13 protein-coding genes are annotated in these 18,312 nt (G+C 63.4%); 9 read left to right on the forward strand and 4 right to left on the reverse strand.

Translation table 11 applies throughout. The features are described 5' to 3' along the window. Positions 1-91: 91 nt before the first annotated feature. The gene (locus LGH83_RS06750; protein WP_227401127.1) at positions 92-1,006 is read right to left on the reverse strand and encodes a uracil-DNA glycosylase; all 915 of its coding nucleotides are present in this window, start codon (positions 1,004-1,006) and stop codon (positions 92-94) included. Positions 1,007-1,092: 86 nt separating this feature from the next. Between LGH83_RS06750 and LGH83_RS06755 the strand changes: the two genes are divergently transcribed. Continuing rightward, positions 1,093-2,787: an electron transfer flavoprotein-ubiquinone oxidoreductase gene (locus LGH83_RS06755; protein ID WP_227401128.1), complete on the forward strand. Its 1,695-nt coding sequence runs from the start codon at positions 1,093-1,095 to the stop codon at positions 2,785-2,787. Between the two features lie 252 nt (positions 2,788-3,039). Here the strand turns inward: LGH83_RS06755 and LGH83_RS06760 are convergent, their stop codons facing one another. Further along, complete coding sequence (locus tag LGH83_RS06760; protein ID WP_227401129.1) at positions 3,040-4,326, reverse strand: MFS transporter; 1,287 nt, start codon at positions 4,324-4,326, stop codon at positions 3,040-3,042. A 269-nt stretch (positions 4,327-4,595) separates the two neighbouring features. Between LGH83_RS06760 and LGH83_RS06765 the strand changes: the two genes are divergently transcribed. From LGH83_RS06765 to LGH83_RS06780, 4 genes are all read left to right on the forward strand, one after another. After that, on the forward strand, positions 4,596-6,008 hold the full coding sequence (locus tag LGH83_RS06765) for a carbohydrate porin (RefSeq protein ID WP_227401130.1): 1,413 nt from the start codon (positions 4,596-4,598) through the stop codon (positions 6,006-6,008). 137 nt (positions 6,009-6,145) lie between these two features. Beyond that, a complete protein-coding gene (locus LGH83_RS06770; RefSeq protein ID WP_227401131.1) occupies positions 6,146-9,424 on the forward strand; it encodes a DUF2126 domain-containing protein in 3,279 nt (1,092 codons plus the stop codon). A gap of 7 nt (positions 9,425-9,431) precedes the next feature. Next, positions 9,432-11,942, forward strand: coding sequence for a circularly permuted type 2 ATP-grasp protein (locus LGH83_RS06775; protein ID WP_227401132.1), 2,511 nt, complete (start codon positions 9,432-9,434; stop codon positions 11,940-11,942). Further along, entirely contained in the window at positions 11,939-12,820 is an 882-nt protein-coding gene (locus LGH83_RS06780; RefSeq protein ID WP_227401133.1) for a transglutaminase family protein, read from the forward strand. Before LGH83_RS06775 ends, LGH83_RS06780 begins: the two co-directional genes overlap by 4 nt. Positions 12,821-12,865: 45 nt before the next feature. Here the strand turns inward: LGH83_RS06780 and LGH83_RS06785 are convergent, their stop codons facing one another. Further along, positions 12,866-13,195, reverse strand: coding sequence for a hypothetical protein (locus tag LGH83_RS06785; RefSeq protein WP_227401134.1), 330 nt, complete (start codon positions 13,193-13,195; stop codon positions 12,866-12,868). Between the two features lie 265 nt (positions 13,196-13,460). On the opposite strand from LGH83_RS06785, the gene LGH83_RS06790 reads away from it, so the two are divergent. The 4 genes from LGH83_RS06790 (at position 13,461) to LGH83_RS06805 (ending at position 17,261) form a co-directional block, all read left to right on the forward strand. Then, positions 13,461-14,171 (forward strand): FadR/GntR family transcriptional regulator, encoded by a 711-nt coding sequence (locus LGH83_RS06790; protein ID WP_227401135.1) that lies wholly within the window; start codon positions 13,461-13,463, stop codon positions 14,169-14,171. A gap of 100 nt (positions 14,172-14,271) precedes the next feature. Further along, entirely contained in the window at positions 14,272-15,801 is a 1,530-nt protein-coding gene (locus LGH83_RS06795; protein ID WP_227401136.1) for a sensor histidine kinase, read from the forward strand. A gap of 58 nt (positions 15,802-15,859) precedes the next feature. After that, a complete protein-coding gene (locus LGH83_RS06800) occupies positions 15,860-16,174 on the forward strand; it encodes a response regulator (protein ID WP_227401760.1) in 315 nt (104 codons plus the stop codon). A 55-nt stretch (positions 16,175-16,229) separates the two neighbouring features. Then, the gene (locus LGH83_RS06805) at positions 16,230-17,261 is read left to right on the forward strand and encodes an NAD(P)-dependent alcohol dehydrogenase (RefSeq protein WP_227401137.1); all 1,032 of its coding nucleotides are present in this window, start codon (positions 16,230-16,232) and stop codon (positions 17,259-17,261) included. 57 nt (positions 17,262-17,318) lie between these two features. On the opposite strand, the gene LGH83_RS06810 is transcribed toward LGH83_RS06805, so the two are convergent. Next, positions 17,319-18,296, reverse strand: a complete 978-nt coding sequence (locus LGH83_RS06810) for a ribose-phosphate pyrophosphokinase (protein WP_227401761.1) — start codon at positions 18,294-18,296, stop codon at positions 17,319-17,321. Positions 18,297-18,312: the final 16 nt, after the last annotated feature.

Here is an 18,312-nt window from a genome sequence, read left to right on the forward strand (position 1 = left end):
CCATCCCGATCGCCGCCTCTGTGGTGTTCTACGAAGATTCGGTTGCTGCATGCCACCCGCCAAAGCCGAAAAGGCGGCGTCGATCGTGCGGTTAGATTGTTGGCGGCAGCCCGAGGCGATCGGCGAGCGCCCGCAAATCCCGCCACGCAAATTTTTTATTGAAAGGCGTGCGGAGCAGGTAGGCCGGATGCAGCATCGGCATGGCCGGAATCATCCGGCTGCCGGATGGGTAATCGACCCATTTGCCGCGCGCGCGGGTGATCGATTCCTTACCTGCCAGCAGGGCCTGCATGGCGGAGCCGCCGAGCAGCACCAAAAATTCGGGCTCCGCGAGTTCGATCTGCCGAGTGATGAATGGCAGGCAGGTCGCCACTTCGAGATCGGTCGGCGCACGGTTGGCGGGCGGACGCCAGGGCACCACGTTGGCGATATAGACGGCGGTTCGATCAAGCCCGATGGTGGCCAGCATCCGATCGAGCAACTGCCCGGCCTTGCCGACGAACGGCACGCCGCTCCGGTCCTCGTCGGCGCCGGGCGCTTCGCCGATCATCATGACGCGCGCTGCCGGATTGCCATCTGCGAAGACGAGGCGGCTCGCGGTTCGCTTCAGCCCGCAGCCGTCGAACCGATCCATGATGTCGCGTAAAACGTCGAGGCTCGTGGCGTCCCGCGCGGCCTCTCGGGCGGACTGGATCGCCGCGTCAGCCGACAGGGATGCCGCATCGATGGGGCGTGCCGCAACAGTCGCGGGTGCTTTGGTGAGCGGTGGGCGGATGCGTTGGGGCAGAGTTGGCGTGAAGCCGTCGTCGCCCAACGGGAGCGCTGGATCCTGCTCCGGCTGGGCCGGAGCAGCCTTAGAGACCGGCACTTGAACCTGCACCGCGGCCGAAGCGGCGAAGCGGTCATGTGGCACGTCGTCGATGACCGCATCGACGCCCATCTCGCCGTACCAGCGCAGGAGGTCGGCCAGTTGCTCGGCAGTCGCATCGAAATCCGGCGTGGTCATGCGCGCTTTTAGCATCGGCTCGCGGTTTGCGCGAACCCAAGGACTCGCTATCTAGATGGATGGCGCGAGATGAGAGGAACTCTAGAATGGCCGTGGCCGATGGCGTGCAGACCGAAACCGAACTGCCCGAACGCGAGGCCATGGATTTCGACGTCGTTGTGGTGGGCGCCGGCGTTGCGGGTCTGTCGGCCGCGATCCGTCTTAAGCAACTGTCGCCCGATCTCGCCATCGTAGTGGTCGAGAAAGGGTCGGAGGTCGGGGCGCATGTTCTGTCGGGCGCCGTCATCGATCCCTGCGGCCTCGACAAATTGCTTCCCGAGTGGAGGCAGGATGACGATCGGCCATTGACGACCGCTGTAACGGCGGATCAGTTCTACTATCTCGGCCCAGCCGGCGGGATGCGACTTCCCAATGCGCTGATGCCGCCGCTGATGAGCAATCACGGCAATTATATCGGCTCGCTCGGCAACGTCGCCCGGTACCTCGGCCGCAAGGCTGAAGCGCTCGGCATCGACATCTATCCCGGCTTTGCGGCCGTCGAGGTGCTATATGGCGGGGCGGGCGAGGTCGTCGGCGTCGCCACCGGCGATATGGGGATCGGGCGCGAGGGCGAGATTACCGCGAGCTATACGCGCGGTATGGAGTTGCGGGCCAAATACGTGATGGTGGCCGAAGGCGCACGCGGCTCTCTCGCCAAGGGGCTGATCCGTCGCTTCAAGCTCGACGAGGGGCGCGACCCCCAAAAATACGGTCTCGGCCTCAAGGAGCTCTGGCAGGTCGATCCGGCCCAGCACAAACCGGGGCTCGTGCAACACAGCTTCGGCTGGCCGCTCGCCAATGACACCGGCGGCGGCTCATTCCTCTATCACATGGAGGACAATCTCGTCGCAGTCGGCTTTGTGGTCCACCTCAATTACAAGAACCCGACGCTGTCGCCCTTCGACGAGTTCCAGCGCTTCAAGACCCATCCGATGATCGCGCCCACCTTCGCGGGCGGCAAGCGCCTATCCTACGGCGCGCGCGCCATTACCGAGGGCGGCTGGCAATCGGTGCCCAAGCTCGCTTTCCCGGGCGGGGTGCTGATCGGCTGCGCGGCCGGCTTCGTCAATGTGCCCCGCATCAAGGGCTCGCATAATGCCGTCCTATCGGGGATGCTGGCAGCCGAACACGTCGCAGCCGCTCTCGCGGAAGGCCGCAGCAACGACTCGCTGGACGGCTACGAGAATGCGTGGCGCGGGAGCGCGATCGGGCATGATTTAAGGCGCGTCCGCAACGTCAAACCGCTTTGGTCGCGGTTCGGGACGATGGTGGGCGTGGCGCTCGGCGGCCTCGACATGTGGATGAACTCCATTTTTGGCGGCTCGCTCTTCGGCACGTTGAGCCACGGCAAACCCGATTACGCGACCCTGAAGCCGCTCGCGGAGGTGACGCCGATCGTCTATCCGAAGCCGGATGGCGTCGTCTCGTTCGATAAGCTGTCGAGCGTGTTCCTATCGTCGACCAACCACGAGGAGGGGCAGCCGGCCCATCTGGTGCTGACCGACCCGAGCGTCCCGATCCTCGACAACCTGCCGAAATATGGCGAGCCCGCACGGCTTTATTGCCCGGCCGGGGTTTATGAGGTCGTCTATGCGGACGAGAAGGCCCACACTGATCCGCGCTTCGTCATCAACGCGCAGAATTGCGTCCATTGCAAAACCTGCGACATCAAAGATCCGGCGCAGAACATCACATGGGTCCCACCCGAGGGCGGTGGTGGTCCGGTTTATGGCTCGATGTGACCGGCACTCCGACAGCGTGCGAGCAGCAGCGATATCAGCAGGGTCTCGAAACTTGACGGAACTTTAACACAAGCCTGTCGTTGACGGCGCGAAGATGCAGGAAAAACGCTGTCAAGCGGTTTCTTGGCGTCAAGACCCGGACCACAGGAGCATGTCATGACCACCACTTACATCACCGTCGGCATTGCGGCCGTGACCTGGATCGGTATTGCGGTCGCGGCATTCAGCTGAATGTTGCGCGAAGGCTCGACGTCAGTTGTGTGATGTCTCTCTCATGCTCGCAACCGCAAGCAGGCTGATCAAAGCGGCAGTCGTGACGTAATATCCAACCCACGGCAGCCCACCGTAGTTTAAAAGCACTTGCGCCAGAAACGGCGCCAACGATGCGCCGAGGATGCCGCCTAAATTATAGGCCATGGACGCGCCGGTGTAGCGGACGCGCACCGGGAACAGCTCCGGTAGCAGCGCGCCCATCGGCGCAAAAGTCATTCCCATGAGGCCGAGTTCCAAGCCGAGGAATAGCAGGATCTCGGGATTGCTGCCTTGGCCAAGCAAGCCGGGAAGAGCAAAGCCGGATAGCGCCGCAAGGCCGCCGGCGACGATCAGCACGGGACGGCGGCCGAAGCGATCCGCCAAGGCGGCCGAGATCGGCGTCGCTGCGGCCATAAACAGCACTGCGATGCAGAGCAGCCCGAGAAAATCCGATCGCGGGATGTGCCTGACGCTCGTGCCGTATTGGAGCGCGAACACGGTCGAGATGTAAAACAGCGCGTAGCATACCACCATGGCGAGCGAGCCTTGGATCAGCGGCATCCAATGGTGTTGCACCACCTCCACAAGCGGCACGCGAACAGGTTCCTGCTGCTTCAAGGCCGCCATGAAGGCCGGTGTCTCTGTCATCGAGACCCGCACATAAAGCCCGATCGCGACCAGGACGGCGCTGACCAGAAACGGGATGCGCCAGCCCCAACTCAAAAACTGCTGCTCCCCGAGACCGACGAGCAGCCCTAGAAAAAGACCATTGGCCAGCAGAAAGCCGAGCGGCGGCCCAAGCTGGGGGAACATGCCAAACCAGGCGCGCCTGCCGACCGGCGCATTTTCGATCGCGAGCAACGCTGCCCCTCCCCATTCGCCGCCGAGACCGATACCCTGGCCGAGCCGCATCAGGCAGAGCAGCCATGCGGCAGCCGGCCCGATCTGAGCGTAACCCGGCAGAAAGCCGATCAGCGTGGTCGACGCGCCCATCACCAAGAGCGAGGCCACAAGGGTGGATTTGCGGCCGATCCGGTCGCCGAAATGGCCGAACAGGATCGCACCGACCGGTCGGGCCAGGAACGCGATTCCAAACGTCAGGAACGCATTGAGGGCCTGAGATCCCGGTGCGGCTGACGGAAAGAACACCTGCCCGATTACCAAGGCGGCGGCCGTGCCGTAGATATAGAAATCGTAGAATTCGATCGTCGTGCCGACGAGGCTCGCCAGAACGATGCGGCCGAGGCTCGCTCCCTGAAGCGGGGCGTCGCGGTTCGCTGCATCCATGGCGCCTGTGTCTCCTGCCTTGCGGTCGGCCTTGACGGTCGATCCGGTCACCGAGGCGCTACAGGACGCTTGCGCGCAACGTCAAGCCGATCGACGGCCTTTCGGCAAAACGTCACGAGTGTGGTCGGAACGTCACCCCAAGCCAGAGTTGGTTTGTTAGACGTTCGAGACGTCCGTGAGTGCGAGGATTGGTGATGACGGCGGACGATCGGTCATCAATCAGAACGGCACAGGCGAGGCTCCCGCTAGTGGGCGTTCTTGCGGGCTGTATGGCTCTTTCTCTGGCTGCGGCGGCGCCAGCCTTCGCAGAAGATCAAGCACAACCGGGCGTCCCCGCCACAACGGGCGGGCCATCGCCCGGACCAGAGCAGAAGAGCGCGGGTGCCAGCCAGCCCGCATGGGCCGGCGATCTCTCGACGCGAGCGAACCTGCTCGGCGATATCGGCGGCTTGCGGCCGGCGCTCGACCGCTATGGCGTCTCGTTCGGCCTGACCGAGACGACCGAGGTGCTCGGCAACCCGACCGGGGGCACCCGGCGCGGCGCCATTATCGAGGGGATGACCCAGATGAGCCTCGGCGCCGACCTGTCGAAATCGATCGGGCTCGACGGCGCGATCTTCAACATCAGTGCGTTTCAGATCCACGGCCGCGGCCTGTCGAGCCGCAATCTCGGCAATCTCAACATCGTCAGCTCGATCGAGGCGGATCCCGCGACGCGGCTGAACGAACTCTGGCTGCAGCAAAGCTTCTGGGGTGGCAAGCTCGACATCAAGATCGGTCAGCAAAGCGCCGATCTCGAATTCATCACCTCCGAATACGAGGATCTGTTCATCAATTCCGGCTTCGGCTGGCCGACGCTGCCGGCCTCCGATCTGCCCTCGGGCGGGCCCGCTTACCCGCTCGCCACGCCGGGCATAAGGGTCAGGGCCCAGCCGACGGACGAGATCACGGCCCTGGTCGGGCTTTTTAGCGGCAGCCCCGCCGGGCTTCGGCCGGGCGATCCACAAAAGAACGACCCGTCGGGCACCAACTTCGACGTTTCGAGCGGCGCCTTTGTGATCGGCGAAGTGCAATATGGCCTCAACAAGCAGAAGGATGCCACGGGTCTGCCCGGCACCTACAAGCTCGGCGCCTGGTACAATTCCAACCGCTTCGCCGATGCGTTCTATCAGAACGGAACCACCGCCCAGGCGCCGGGCGTGCTCACCGGATTGCCCGGCTCCAAGCGCGGCGATTGGAGCATCTACGGAACGCTCGATCAATTGGTCTATCGCCCCGCGAAGGACAGCGACGGCGGCCTCAGCTTGACGGCGCGCGCCATGGGAGCACCGGACGACCGCAACGTCGTCGATCTCTTCGTGCAGGGCGGCGTCACCTACAAGGGCGCGTTCGGGCGGGCCAATGACACGATGGGGATCGGCGTCGAATGGGCCAGAATCGGCACGCGGGCGCAGGCAGGCGATGGGGCGGCCGCGCTGGCCAGCGGAACCGCGTCCCCCATCCGGAGCAGCGAAACCGTCATCGAGGCGACCTATCAGGCGCAGATCGAACCCTGGTGGATCGTGCAGCCCGATATCCAATATGTGTTCAATCCCGGCGGTGGCTTGCCAGACCCCGATCACCCCAACCGCCGCGTCGGCGATGCGGCCGTGCTCGGCATCCGGAGCGTCGTGACCTTCTAGCCGACGCTTTCTCGCTCAATTTTTCAGCACCACGCTCATTGACCGGAGCCTTGCCGCCCTCTTAGCTAAGGTGCGGTCTCGACCTCGCGAAGCGTCACTGCGATCGAGGAAGGCCCGGAACTTGCAGGTCTTTGCCCATGACGATCCGCGCTGCCATCCATCATGTGTCCGACTATCTTTATGATCGCGCGATCAATCTTGGGCCGCAAACGATACGACTTCGCCCCGCCCCTCATTGCCGCACCAAGATCCTGAACTATGCGCTGACGGTGTCGCCAGCCAATCACTTCATCAATTGGCAGCAGGATCCGAGCGGCAATTGGCTGGCGCGGGTGGTGTTCCCAGACCGCACGACGCGCCTGACCGTCACGGTCGATCTCACGGCGGAACTGTCGGTCATCAACCCGTTCGATTTTTTCGTCGAGCCGAGCGCCACGCGCTACCCCTTCGTCTATTCGACCGATGTGCTGGCTGATCTTTCGGCTTATCTCAAGCCCGATCCGGTCGGGCCGGCCGTCCGTGCGTTCATGGCGAAGCTGCCGACCGAAGCCGATCTCACGGTCAATTTCCTGGTCGATCTGAACATTCGCGTGCAACAGGCGGTCAGCTACCTGATCCGCCTCGAGCATGGCGTGCAGACGCCGGACGAGACACTGACCAGAGGGTCCGGCTCATGCCGCGACTCGGCGTGGCTGCTGGTGCAGGTGCTGCGCCATCTCGGGTTCGGGGCACGGTTCGTCTCCGGATATCTGATCCAGTTGAAGGCTGACATCGATCCGGCCGAGGGTCCGCTCGGCACGCGGGTGGACTTCACCGACCTCCACGCCTGGGCCGAGGTTTTTCTGCCGGGCGCGGGCTGGATCGGGCTCGACGCCACCTCCGGCCTGCTCTGTGGCGAGGGCCATATTCCGCTGGCCGCGACACCGCATTTCTCGACCGCCTCGCCGATCGAGGGTCTGCTCGACCCCTGCCAGACCGAGTTCCGACACACGATGGAGGTGTCTCGCGTCGCCGAGGCACCACGCATCACGCTGCCGTTTTCGGACGCGGCGTGGGACGCCCTCGACGCCCTGGGCGAAAAAGTCGACGCCGATCTTGCGAGCCAAGATGTTCGCCTGACCATGGGCGGTGAGCCGACCTTCGTGTCGACCGAGGATTACGAGGCCGCCGAATGGAACGGCGATGCGATCGGTCCGACCAAACGCGGGCTGGCCGACACGTTAATCCGCAAGCTACGGACGCGATTTGGGCCGGGTGGGCTGCTGCACCATGGCCAGGGCAAGTGGTACCCCGGCGAGAGTTTGCCGCGCTGGGCCTTCGGCCTTTACTGGCGGCGAGACGGCAAGCCGATCTGGCGTAATCCGGACCTGCTGGCTCGCGAGAGTGTCGCGGGCAAAACCAGCGAAACGACCGGCGGTACGGCCACGATCGCCGCGGCCGAGACAGTTCTGCGCGCCCTGACGACGCGGCTCGGCCTGCCGCAGGATTGCGTGCAGCCGGCCTTCGAGGATCCGGCCGTGTGGATCATGAAGGAAAGCGCCCTCCCCGAGAATGTCGACGCGCTCGACTCGAAGCTCGACAGCGCCGAAGCCCGCGCCCGGATCGCCCGCGTCTTCTCGCGCGGCTTGCGCGAACCGGCCGGCTATGTTCTGCCTCTCGCCCATCACGGAGACGACGACGGCACCTGGATGACCGAGCGTTGGATCACGCGACGCGAGCATCTATTCCTGGTGCCGGGCGACTCGCCCGTGGGGTTTCGCCTCCCGCTCGATACGCTGCGGCACCTCCCCGAGAACCTGTTCCCCCATCCCGCGCCGAAGGATCCGCTCGAACCGCGCTCCCCCCTGCCGGACACCTTGTCGGTCACGGCCGAGAAGAAGGACCGGGACGATCATGCGCCGGTGCGGACCGCGCTGGCGATCGAGCCACGCAATGGCGTGCTGTGTATCTTCATGCCGCCGCTCGACCGGATCGAGGATTATCTCGCGCTGACGGCCGCGATCGAGGATGCCGTCGCGGCGTCCGGCGTCACGGTGCAGCTCGAGGGCTATACGCCGCCCTTCGATCCGCGCATCGAGGTCATCAAGGTCACGCCTGATCCCGGGGTCATCGAGGTCAACGTGCATCCGGCCGCCACGTGGCGCGACACGGTCGAGACCACACGCTCGCTCTATGAGGATGCGCGGACGATGCGGCTCGGCGCCGACAAGTTCCTGCTCGACGGGCGGCATACCGGCACCGGAGGCGGCAACCATGTCGTGGTCGGTGGCAGCACGCCGGCGGACTCGCCTTTTCTGCGGCGGCCGGATCTCCTCAAAAGCATGCTGATCTTCTGGCAGCGGCACCCGGCGCTGTCCTATCTATTTTCCGGTCAATATATCGGCCCGACGAGCCAAGCCCCCCGCATCGACGAAGCTCGGCACGATGCTCTCTATGAGATGGAAATCGCGCTCGCGCAGGTTCCGGCTCCGGGCGAGCCACCGATCCCGCTGTGGACGGTCGATCGGCTGTTCCGCAACCTGCTGGTGGACGTGACCGGCAATACCCATCGGGCCGAGATCTGCATCGACAAGCTCTATTCGCCGGACAGCACCACGGGCCGCCTCGGCCTGTTGGAGTTCCGTGCCTTCGAGATGCCGCCGGATGCGCGGATGAGCCTCGCGCAACAACTGCTACTCCGCGCCGTGATCGCGTGGCTATGGCGCGACCCGAAAAGTGGCGCCCTGGTGCGGTGGGGCACCAACCTGCACGATCGGTTCATGCTGCCGCATTTCATTTGGGCGGACCTCATCGACGTTTTAGGCGAACTCAAGACGGCCGGCTACGCTTTCGACCTGGTCTGGTTCGAGGCGCAACACGAGTTCCGCTTCCCCCATTACGGCACGATCCAGCGCGAAGGGGTGACGCTCGAGCTCAGACAGGCGCTCGAGCCATGGCACGTTTTGGGCGAAGAAGGCATGGCGGGCGGGATGGCGCGCCATGTCGATACGTCGGTCGAGCGGCTTCAAGTCCGGCTTACCGGGATGACGCCAGGACGCCACGTCGTCGCCTGCAACGGGCGCCGCGTGCCGCTGACGCCGACCGGAACGGCCGGTGAGGCGATCGCCGGCGTCAGGTTCAAGGCTTGGCAGCCGTGGCGCAGCATGCAGCCGGTGGTCCCCGTCCATGCGCCACTCACGTTCGACATCATCGATACGTGGACGAGCCGGTCGATGGGCGGCTGCATCTACCATGCGACCCATCCGGGTGGTCGCAATTACGCAACGTTCCCGGTCAATGCCTTCGAGGCGGAAGCCCGCCGTCTGGCCCGCTTCCAAGACTTCGGCCATACGGGCGGACTGATTGACATTCCGCCCGAGGAACGAACAGCAGAGTTTCCGCTGACACTCGACATGCGGCGCCCCGCCAGCCTATAAAGCGGGCATGATTGCCTCCGCCCGCACAGGATCAAAAAGCGTACGGAGGCTCGACGATCTGATCGAGGCTTACGAGCCTTTACCCGGAATACCGGACGAGTTCATCGACGCGGCCGGCGAGCCGCGTCCTCATTGGCTGCCGTTTCTTCGGCATTTCAGCGGACTCGATGCGGGCGAGCGAGATCACCGTTTCGATCTCGCCAATCGGCACATGCGCGACACAGGCGTTTCCTATCGCAGCTATGGCGATATCGACGCGCGCCCCTGGCCGCTGAGCCACATTCCGCTGCTGATCGACGAGGCGGAGTGGCAGCAGATCGCCGAGGGCATCACGCAGCGGGCCGGGCTGATCGAGACCGTGCTGGCCGATGTCTATGGCAAGAACGAGTTGGTGAGCGCGGGGCGCTTGCCGGCCGCAGCCGTGACCGGCAGCGCAGATCTGCTCCGTCCCTTGCTCGGTGTGACACCCGTCGGCGGCCAACATCTCAACCTCTACGCGGCCGATATTGGACGCGGGCCGGATGGACGCTGGTGGGTGCTGGGCGACCGAACACAGGCACCCTCCGGCGCCGGCTATGCGCTTGAGAACCGCCTGGCCATGTCGCGGGCATTTCCGGACATTTATGGCGAACTCAATGCGGAGCGGCTCGCCTCCTTCTTCCAGACATTCCGATCCGGCTTGGCCGGACAAGCCAAGCGGGCCGATCCCCGCATCTGCCTGCTGACGCCGGGGCCGCTGAACGAGACGTATTTCGAACATGCCTATCTGGCGCGTTACCTTGGCTTTCTGCTGGTCGAAGGTGGCGATCTCACGATGCGCGGCAGCCAGATCCACGTCCGCACGATCGCAGGGCTGAAACGAGCCGACGTCATCTGGCGCCGGATCGACGCCGATTTCGCCGACCCGCTCGAGCTCAACGGGGCATCTCGGCTGGGCGTGCCGGGTTTGGTCGATGCGGTGCGGGCGGGCCAGGTGGTGGTTGGCAATGCGCTCGGCTCCGGCCTCATGGAAGCGCGAGCCCTCATGAGCTTCTTGCCGATGTTGTGCAAACATCTCACCGGCGAAGCGCTGAAGATGCCGAATATTGCGACGTGGTGGTGCGGCCAGCCGCGTCAGCGCGATGAAGCGATCGAACGGCTCGATCGCCTGGCCATCATGAGCGCCTTTGGTGACGGCGTACCGGGCTTCGGCAACGAGCCGATCGTCGGGGCGACGCTCGGCCCGGCCGATAAAGCCACGCTCACGGCCGCCATCGCGGCCCGCGGTGTCGATTTCGTCGGTCAGGAAGTCGCGCGCTTGTCGACCACGCCGGTGTGGGAGAATGGCAGACTGGTCCCGCGCCCTTTTATTCTGCGGGTTTTCGCAACCCCAACCCCGACGGGCTGGAAGGTCATGCCGGGCGGCTTCTGCCGCATTTCGAACCAACCCGACGCGCGGGCTATTTCGATGGGGACCGGCGTTCAATCAGCGGATGTCTGCATTCTGTCCGAAAAGCCGGTCGGTGCCATGAGCCTGCTGCCGACCCGCGATAAGGTCAGCATTCGGCGGCTCCTCGGCAATCTTCCGAGCCGAGCCGCCGATAATCTCTTTTGGCTCGGTCGTTATCTCGAACGGACCGAGGCGACGCTGCGAATCGCGCGTTGCCTCAGCGGCCGTGTGATCGGCGCCAGCGTCGCGGATGGAAGCGGGCCGGGCGGCCAAACCGTCAGCCGTCTGATGGCACTCCTCGTGCTCTGGGGAGCCGTCGATAAGGAGGATTCAGCCACCCCGACGGTGGCGTTGAGTGCGGCCCTGCATAGCGCGACGCATTTCGGCTCGGCCTCGTCGCTGGCGCGAGAAGCCCAGCGGACCGCGTCGTTCATTCAGGAACGGCTTTCGGGAGATTCGACGCGGCTGATCGCATCCTTGGTGAAGCAACTCGGCCGCAGCGATCGATCGAGCTTGAGCGAAGCGGAAGCCTTTGGGCGAGCAGACGAAGCGCTCAGCATCGTCGCGGCCGTCTCCGGTCTCGCTCAAGAAAACGTCAACCGCGTCGCCGGGTGGCGTTTTTTGGACATCGGCCGACGGATTGAGCGCGGCAACAACACCTGCCGGTTCGCCCGAACCTTTGCCGGATCCAACGGCCCCGCCGAGGATCTCGACGCTCTCCTCGACCTGATTGATTCGCAAATCACCTATCGGTCGCGTTATCTCGTCGGCGTGGCACTCGCCCCGGTGCGCGACATGGTGCTGCTCGATCCCTATAACCCGCGATCGGTGGCGTTTCAGGTCGAGCGGATGAGCGAGCATCTCGCCGCCCTGCCCTCTTTGCGGAACGACGGCATCGCAGAGGAGCCCCTGCGGCTCGTCCGCGTTCTTGAAGCCGAGATCGCGGCCGTCGATGCAGCCGATCTCGACCTTGCGAAAATCGATGATGTCGACGGCAAGCTTTATGGCCTAAGCCAAGCGATTGCGAAGCGCTATTTCCTGCAAGGCGCCCTGTCGTCCGGGCTCGACAAATATACGGGGCTGGCGTGATCTATGACGTCCGCCACGTAACGACCTACACCTACGGCTCGCCTGTGACGTTCGCGCAATGCACGTTACGGGTCCAGCCGGCGACGAGCCACGGTCAGATCGTCGAATGGAGCAGATTGTCGATCGACCCCCAGCCTGCCGCGATGACCGAACATGTCTCGTTCTTCGGCAATCGCGTTGCTTTGGTCCAGATCGACGTGCCGCACGAGGTCCTTCGGATCGAGGCGCGATCGCGCGTCGCGGTCGACCGGAACGCCGCACTCGACCTCTGGGCCGACCGAAGCTGGGAGGATATTCGGGAACTCGGGTTCGCCCGCGCCTCGATGCAGCCGACCTCCCCGGCGCATTTTCTCTATCCGAGCCCGCTCGCTGGTTTCGCGCCGTCCGTCACGGAGTATGTGGGACAATCCTTCGCGCGGGGACGATGCATTACGCAAGCCGCGAGCGAGGTGATGGGGCGCATCCGGCGCGAGTTCAAATATGATCCCGATGCCACCAAGGTCTCGACGCCACTGGTTGAAGCCTTCCAGAACCGGCATGGGGTCTGCCAGGATTTTGCCCATATCATGATCGCGGGGTTGCGCGGGCTCGGCCTTTCGGCCGCCTATGTCAGCGGCTATATCCGCACCATACCGCCGGCCGGAAAGCCGCGCCTTGAGGGTGGCGACGCAAGCCATGCCTGGGTCGCGCTCTGGTGCGGCCCCGATCGGGGCTGGCTCGGGTTCGACCCCACCAACGACATTATGGCGGGCGACGATCATGTGGTGCTGGGGATTGGCCGCGATTATGCCGATGTCGCGCCAGTCGGAGGCATCCTCCAAGGCACGCGCGAACAGGATGTCGCCGTCGGTGTGGATGTCATTCCCCTGCTGCCATAAAAAAACGCGCCACGAGGGCGCGCTTTTCACGAACCGCAATGGGGCTCAGTAAGGGCCGTAATAGCCGTGGCCAGGATGGTAATCGTAGCCATAGCCGCGCCCGTAATAGTTCTCGCCGTAGGAGTAGGCCGGGTAGCCATTATAATAATTGTCGGCAGCAATGCCCGCGGTCGCGGCCCCGATGATGCCGAGAGCGGCACCAGCGACGGCTGCTCCCCCGACATTGCCCCGGTGATAGCCATAGCCATGAGGCACGCCAACGCGCTGATGGCTGTAACGATCACGCTGGTAGGCCGACGCTTCACCCACGGTGGCCAGGAGTGTGGTGCCGGCCAAAAGCGCGGCTGCAATTTTCATCGAACGCGATGTGGACATCGTGATCTCCATGCCTTTGCGCTTCACTGTCGAGCGCCTTGTCGTGACACGAAAACGTGGTGGCGGTCGATTGAGTTCCTGATCGATCGAACAACCCACCAGGACGGTCAACAAGGGATTGATGCTCTCATTTGACAAAGCCGAAGCTTCAATCGCCTAGTGAAGCGGGAGGATTACGGATAGCCACGACGACGATCGTGGCGGCGTGGTCGCCGGGGGTAACGTGGATCCAAGACGAAAAGCAGACACCAAACGGTCAGGTCCTGTGGTCCGGCTTCCGCGTCACACGTTGACGGCCGAAGCGATCGGGCGACGCATTGTCGGTGGATCGCTCAAGCCGGGTGCCGTTCTCCCGAATGCCGATCTCCTCGCGCGCGAGTTCAAAGTGTCGCGACCGGCTTTGCGGGAAGCCATCAAATTGCTGGCCGGCAAGGGACTGTTGGAGATGGCGCCGCGCCGCGGCACCGTCGTGCGTCCAAGAGCACAATGGAACCGCCTCGACGACGACGTCCTGAATTGGGAACGGGGCGAAGCCCCGACCGAGAGCTTCATCCGCAATCTCTTCGAGTTGCGGCGCATGATCGAACCCGAGGCGGCCGCGCTTGCGGCGACACGAGCGACCCCCGAGGGGATCGAGGCGATCGGCAAGGCGTTATCGGGCATGGGCGAGGCCAATTTCACATCCGTCGACTCGATCCGCGCGGATCTCGACTTTCACAGCGCCATTCTGACTCATTCGGGCAATGATTTCCTGGCCACTTTCGCACCAGCGATCGAAACCTCGATGCGGGTGACGTTCAGCATCCAGCGCCGCCTCGCCGACGATTCGAAGCGCTTTCTCCATGAACACGCGCTGGTGTTCTATGCCATTCGAGATCGTGATCCCAACGCGTCGCGGGCCGCCTCCCTGGCGCTGCTCAGCCCAGCCGAGGGCGATGCGCTTGCAGGACTTTTCGGAACCCCGGACCGCCCCTGACCGGGAGATTGCCCAAGGCGAGGCTTCACCTCTCTCATGGTGTCGAAATCGCGCCGACCCTGCGCTATGATTGTTTCGTGCGCTGATGAATGAGCTTTGTATGACGACGGATGCGGCCATCGACGATCTCTCGAGCATGACCCGCCGCGTCGAGGCGCTTGCCACCGAGAACGCCCGGCTGAGGGCGCTACTCCAGCAGGCCGGTCTGGATTTACGTCCCGAGTCGACGAAAGAATCAGACCCACCCAACCTTGATCCCCACGCGCGGCAAGCCTTTACGCGATTGTTGATCGACAGCATTTCGGGAGGCTTCTACGCCGTCGATGTCGAGGGCCGGACCACGTTGTGCAATCGGGCAGCGGTGCATCTGCTCGGTTTCGACAGTCAGGATGAGGTCATCGGCCATCACCTGCACGACTTGGCGCACCATTCACACGCCGATGGGTCGCCCTATCCTGCGGCGACCTGCCCGATCTACCGGGCCGCCCGAGAGGGCACTGCCGCCCAAGTGACCGGCGAGGTGTTTTTTCGCCGGGACGGAACGAGCTTCCCGGTCGAGTATCGAGCCGAACCGATCAAACTCGATGGCGTGCTTCAAGGCGCGATCTGCACGTTCACGGATATTACGGCGCGGACGCAAAGCGATGCGGATCTTCGTGAAAGCCGCGAGCGACTTGCCCTGGCTTTGGATGCAGCCGGTATTGGCATTTGGGATTTTTCGCCGGCGTCGGGTCGGCTCGAGTGGGACGACAGGGTGCGGGCGCTGTTCGGATTGTCGGCCGGCCGCGCCATCACGATCGAGATGAACCTGAACGCGATCCACCCCGCCGACAAAGCGTCGGTCGATGCCGCGCTGGCGGAAGCCTTCGATCCGTCCGGCCCAGGCGATTATGACATTCAATTCCGGGCGATCGGTATCGAGGATGGCGTCGAACGCTGGATGGCCGCGAAAGGACGGGTGACCTTCGTCGATCGAACCGTGCATCGGTTTCTTGGCGCCGTTCGCGACATCAGCGATGAAAAACGGGCCGAGATGCACATGCGCCTGATGGTCAACGAATTGAACCATCGAGTAAAAAATTCGCTCGCCATGGTGCAGGGCGTCGCCGCCCAGACGTTCCGCGGCACGACCGATATGGACACGGCACGAACGGCCTTTACCGAGCGCCTGGTGGCCCTGGCGAAAGCCCATGATGTCCTGACGGCGGGCAAGTGGGAAAGCGCGACACTGATGTCGGTCGTGGCCCTGACGGTCAAGAGCCATGGGGGGGATGATCAGAACCGCTTCGACGTGTCTGGTCCGGATATCGCGTTATCGCCCAAAACCGTGCTGGCCATGTCGCTCGCGCTTCACGAACTGGCCACCAATGCGGTGAAGTACGGGTCGCTGTCGAACGACACCGGGCGGGTGACGATCCGGTGGAGCGCAACCGCGAGTGGCGGGGACAAACGCTTGTTGTTTCGATGGGAGGAGCGGGGTGGACCGCCCGTCGTTCAGCCACAGCGACGAGGATTTGGGTCCAAATTGATCGAACGCGGGTTAGCTGCGGAACTACAAGGAGATGTGAGAATTGAATTTCGCCAGGGCGGCATCGTCTGCACCATATCGGCGCCTTTCCCTTCAGCTTAAATGGACCAGCATTGTGACGCATTCGACCCGGTATCGTGTCTTCCTTGTCGAGGACGAGATGACGATCGCTTTGATGATCGAAGGAATGCTGGAAGATTTGGGGTTTGAGGTCGCCGGCATGGTGATGCAGTTGGAGCCTGCCTTGCTGCTCGCCCAAACCATCACGGCAGATGTTGCCATTTTGGATATCAACCTCGACGGAAAGCAATCCTTCCCGATCGCCGATATCTTGCGAGAGCGTGGCATTCCGTTCTTCTTTGCAACGGGCTATGGCTCGAAGGGCCTGAACGACAATTACCAAGGGACGTTCACGTTGAAAAAGCCCTTTCTCACGGCCGAACTCGAGAAGGCGGTGGAAAGAGCGGTCGGCTAAGCTTAGACACGTCGACCAGCACTACGATTCTTGAAGAACGCTCGGGAGGAACGACATGAAGGCTCTGGTACTCGAGCGAATTCACGAACTCTCGTTGCGCGAGATTGACCTTCCCAGCGTGGTCGGCGCCAAAGACGTCAAGATCAAAGTCGATACGGTCGGGGTCTGCGGCAGCGACGTTCACTATTACACGCATGGACGCATCGGCCCGTTCGTGGTCAACGAACCGATGGTGCTCGGGCACGAAGCTGCAGGAACCATCGTCGAGGTTGGCACTGAGGTGACGAGCTTGAAGGTCGGCGACCGCGTCTGCATGGAGCCGGGCATCCCCGATCTCAATTCACGCGCGTCGAAGCTCGGGCTCTATAACGTCGACCCGAGCGTCGTGTTTTGGGCGACCCCGCCTGTCCATGGTTGCCTGACCCCGTTCGTGGTTCACCCCGCCGCCTTCACGTTCAAACTTCCCGATAATGTGAGCTTCGGTGAAGGTGCGATGGTCGAGCCTTTCGCGGTGGGTCTGCAGGCGGCCGTCAAAGCCAAGATCCTTCCCGGCGACTTAGCTGTCGTGATCGGCGCAGGGCCGATTGGCATCATGGTAGCGCTTGCGGCTCTTGCTGGAGGATGCAGCCGCGTCATTATCGCTGATCTACAGCCCGCAAAACTCGCCATCGCCGGACGCTATGCGGGGGTGACACCCGTCAACATCAAGGAACGGGCATTGGCGGATGTCGTCGCCGAGGCGACCGAAGGCTGGGGTGCCGATATCGTCTTTGAGGCGAGTGGCAGTGTCCACGCCTATGCGGGTATTTTCGGCCTGGCACGGCCGGGCGGCTGTCTCGTTCTGGTCGGCATGCCGGTCGCGCCGGTCGCCATCGACGTGACGACGGCGGCCGCGAAGGAATTGCGGATCGAGACCGTGTTTCGCTACGCCAATGTCTTCGATCGCGCCCTAGCGATGATCGCCTCGGGCAAAGTCGACCTCAAGCCCTTGATCACCCAAACCTACAGCTTCGAGGATAGTGTCGCGGCCTTCGACCGTGCTGCCGAGGGTCGTCCCGACGACGTCAAGCTGCAAATCAAGTTGTAAGCGCAAAGCCGGGTTGGACAGCCTCAAAGGTCTGTCCGATCGCGGAGGATGCGAACCTCAGGTGCCTTTGAAGACGCTGGCGACCGTGTTGTTCTCGAACAGGCTGGAAACGCTTGCCTCTTGAGCGACCCGGCCGATGGCCTCCCCAATCAGAGGCGCGATCGACATGACCCGTATATTGCGGGCATTGCGGACCGCCTCGGTCGGGCGGATCGTATCCGTGATGACGAGTTCCTTGAGGCGGGATGCTCCGACACGGGCCACCGCGCCGCCGGACAAGACGCCATGCGTGCAATAGGCATAGACTTCGCTGGCACCCTGATCGAGCAAGGCATCGGCGGCATTGCAAAGCGTGCCGCCCGAATCGATGATGTCGTCGAGCAGGATGCAGCACTTCCCCGTGACGTCGCCGATGATGTTCATCACCTCGGATTCGCCGGCACGCTCGCGGCGCTTGTCGACGATGGCGAGCGGCGCGTCGATCCGCTTGGCCAAGGCGCGCGCACGGACCACGCCACCCACATCCGGCGACACCACCATCAGATTATCCGACTTCAACCGCTCGTTGATGTCACGCACCATCACGGGCGCCGCAAACAAATTATCGGTCGGGATATCGAAGAAGCCCTGAATCTGCCCCGCGTGGAGATCGACCGTCAGAACACGGTCGCAGCCCGCATGGGTGATCAGGTTGGCGACCAGCTTGGCCGAAATCGGCGTACGCGGACCGGCTTTCCGGTCCTGCCGCGCATAGCCGAAATAGGGCAGCACGGCGGTGATTCGACGAGCGGAGGCGCGGCGGAGCGCATCCGTCATGATCAACACTTCCATCAGATGATCGTTCGCCGGAAAGGCCGTAGATTGGATAATGAACGTATCCTCGCCGCGGACATTTTCGAGGATCTCGACGAAGATTTCCATGTCGGCGAAGCGGCGAACATGGCACCGCGTCAGCGGCACATCGAGATAGGCCGCGATGGCCTCCGTGAGCGGCGGGTTCGAATTCCCCGCTAGGATCTTGATCGTGCCCGCCATCATCCGTCTCCGGCCA

The organism is Lichenihabitans sp. PAMC28606, assembly GCF_020616535.1.
GTDB lineage: Bacteria > Pseudomonadota > Alphaproteobacteria > Rhizobiales > Beijerinckiaceae > Lichenihabitans > Lichenihabitans psoromatis.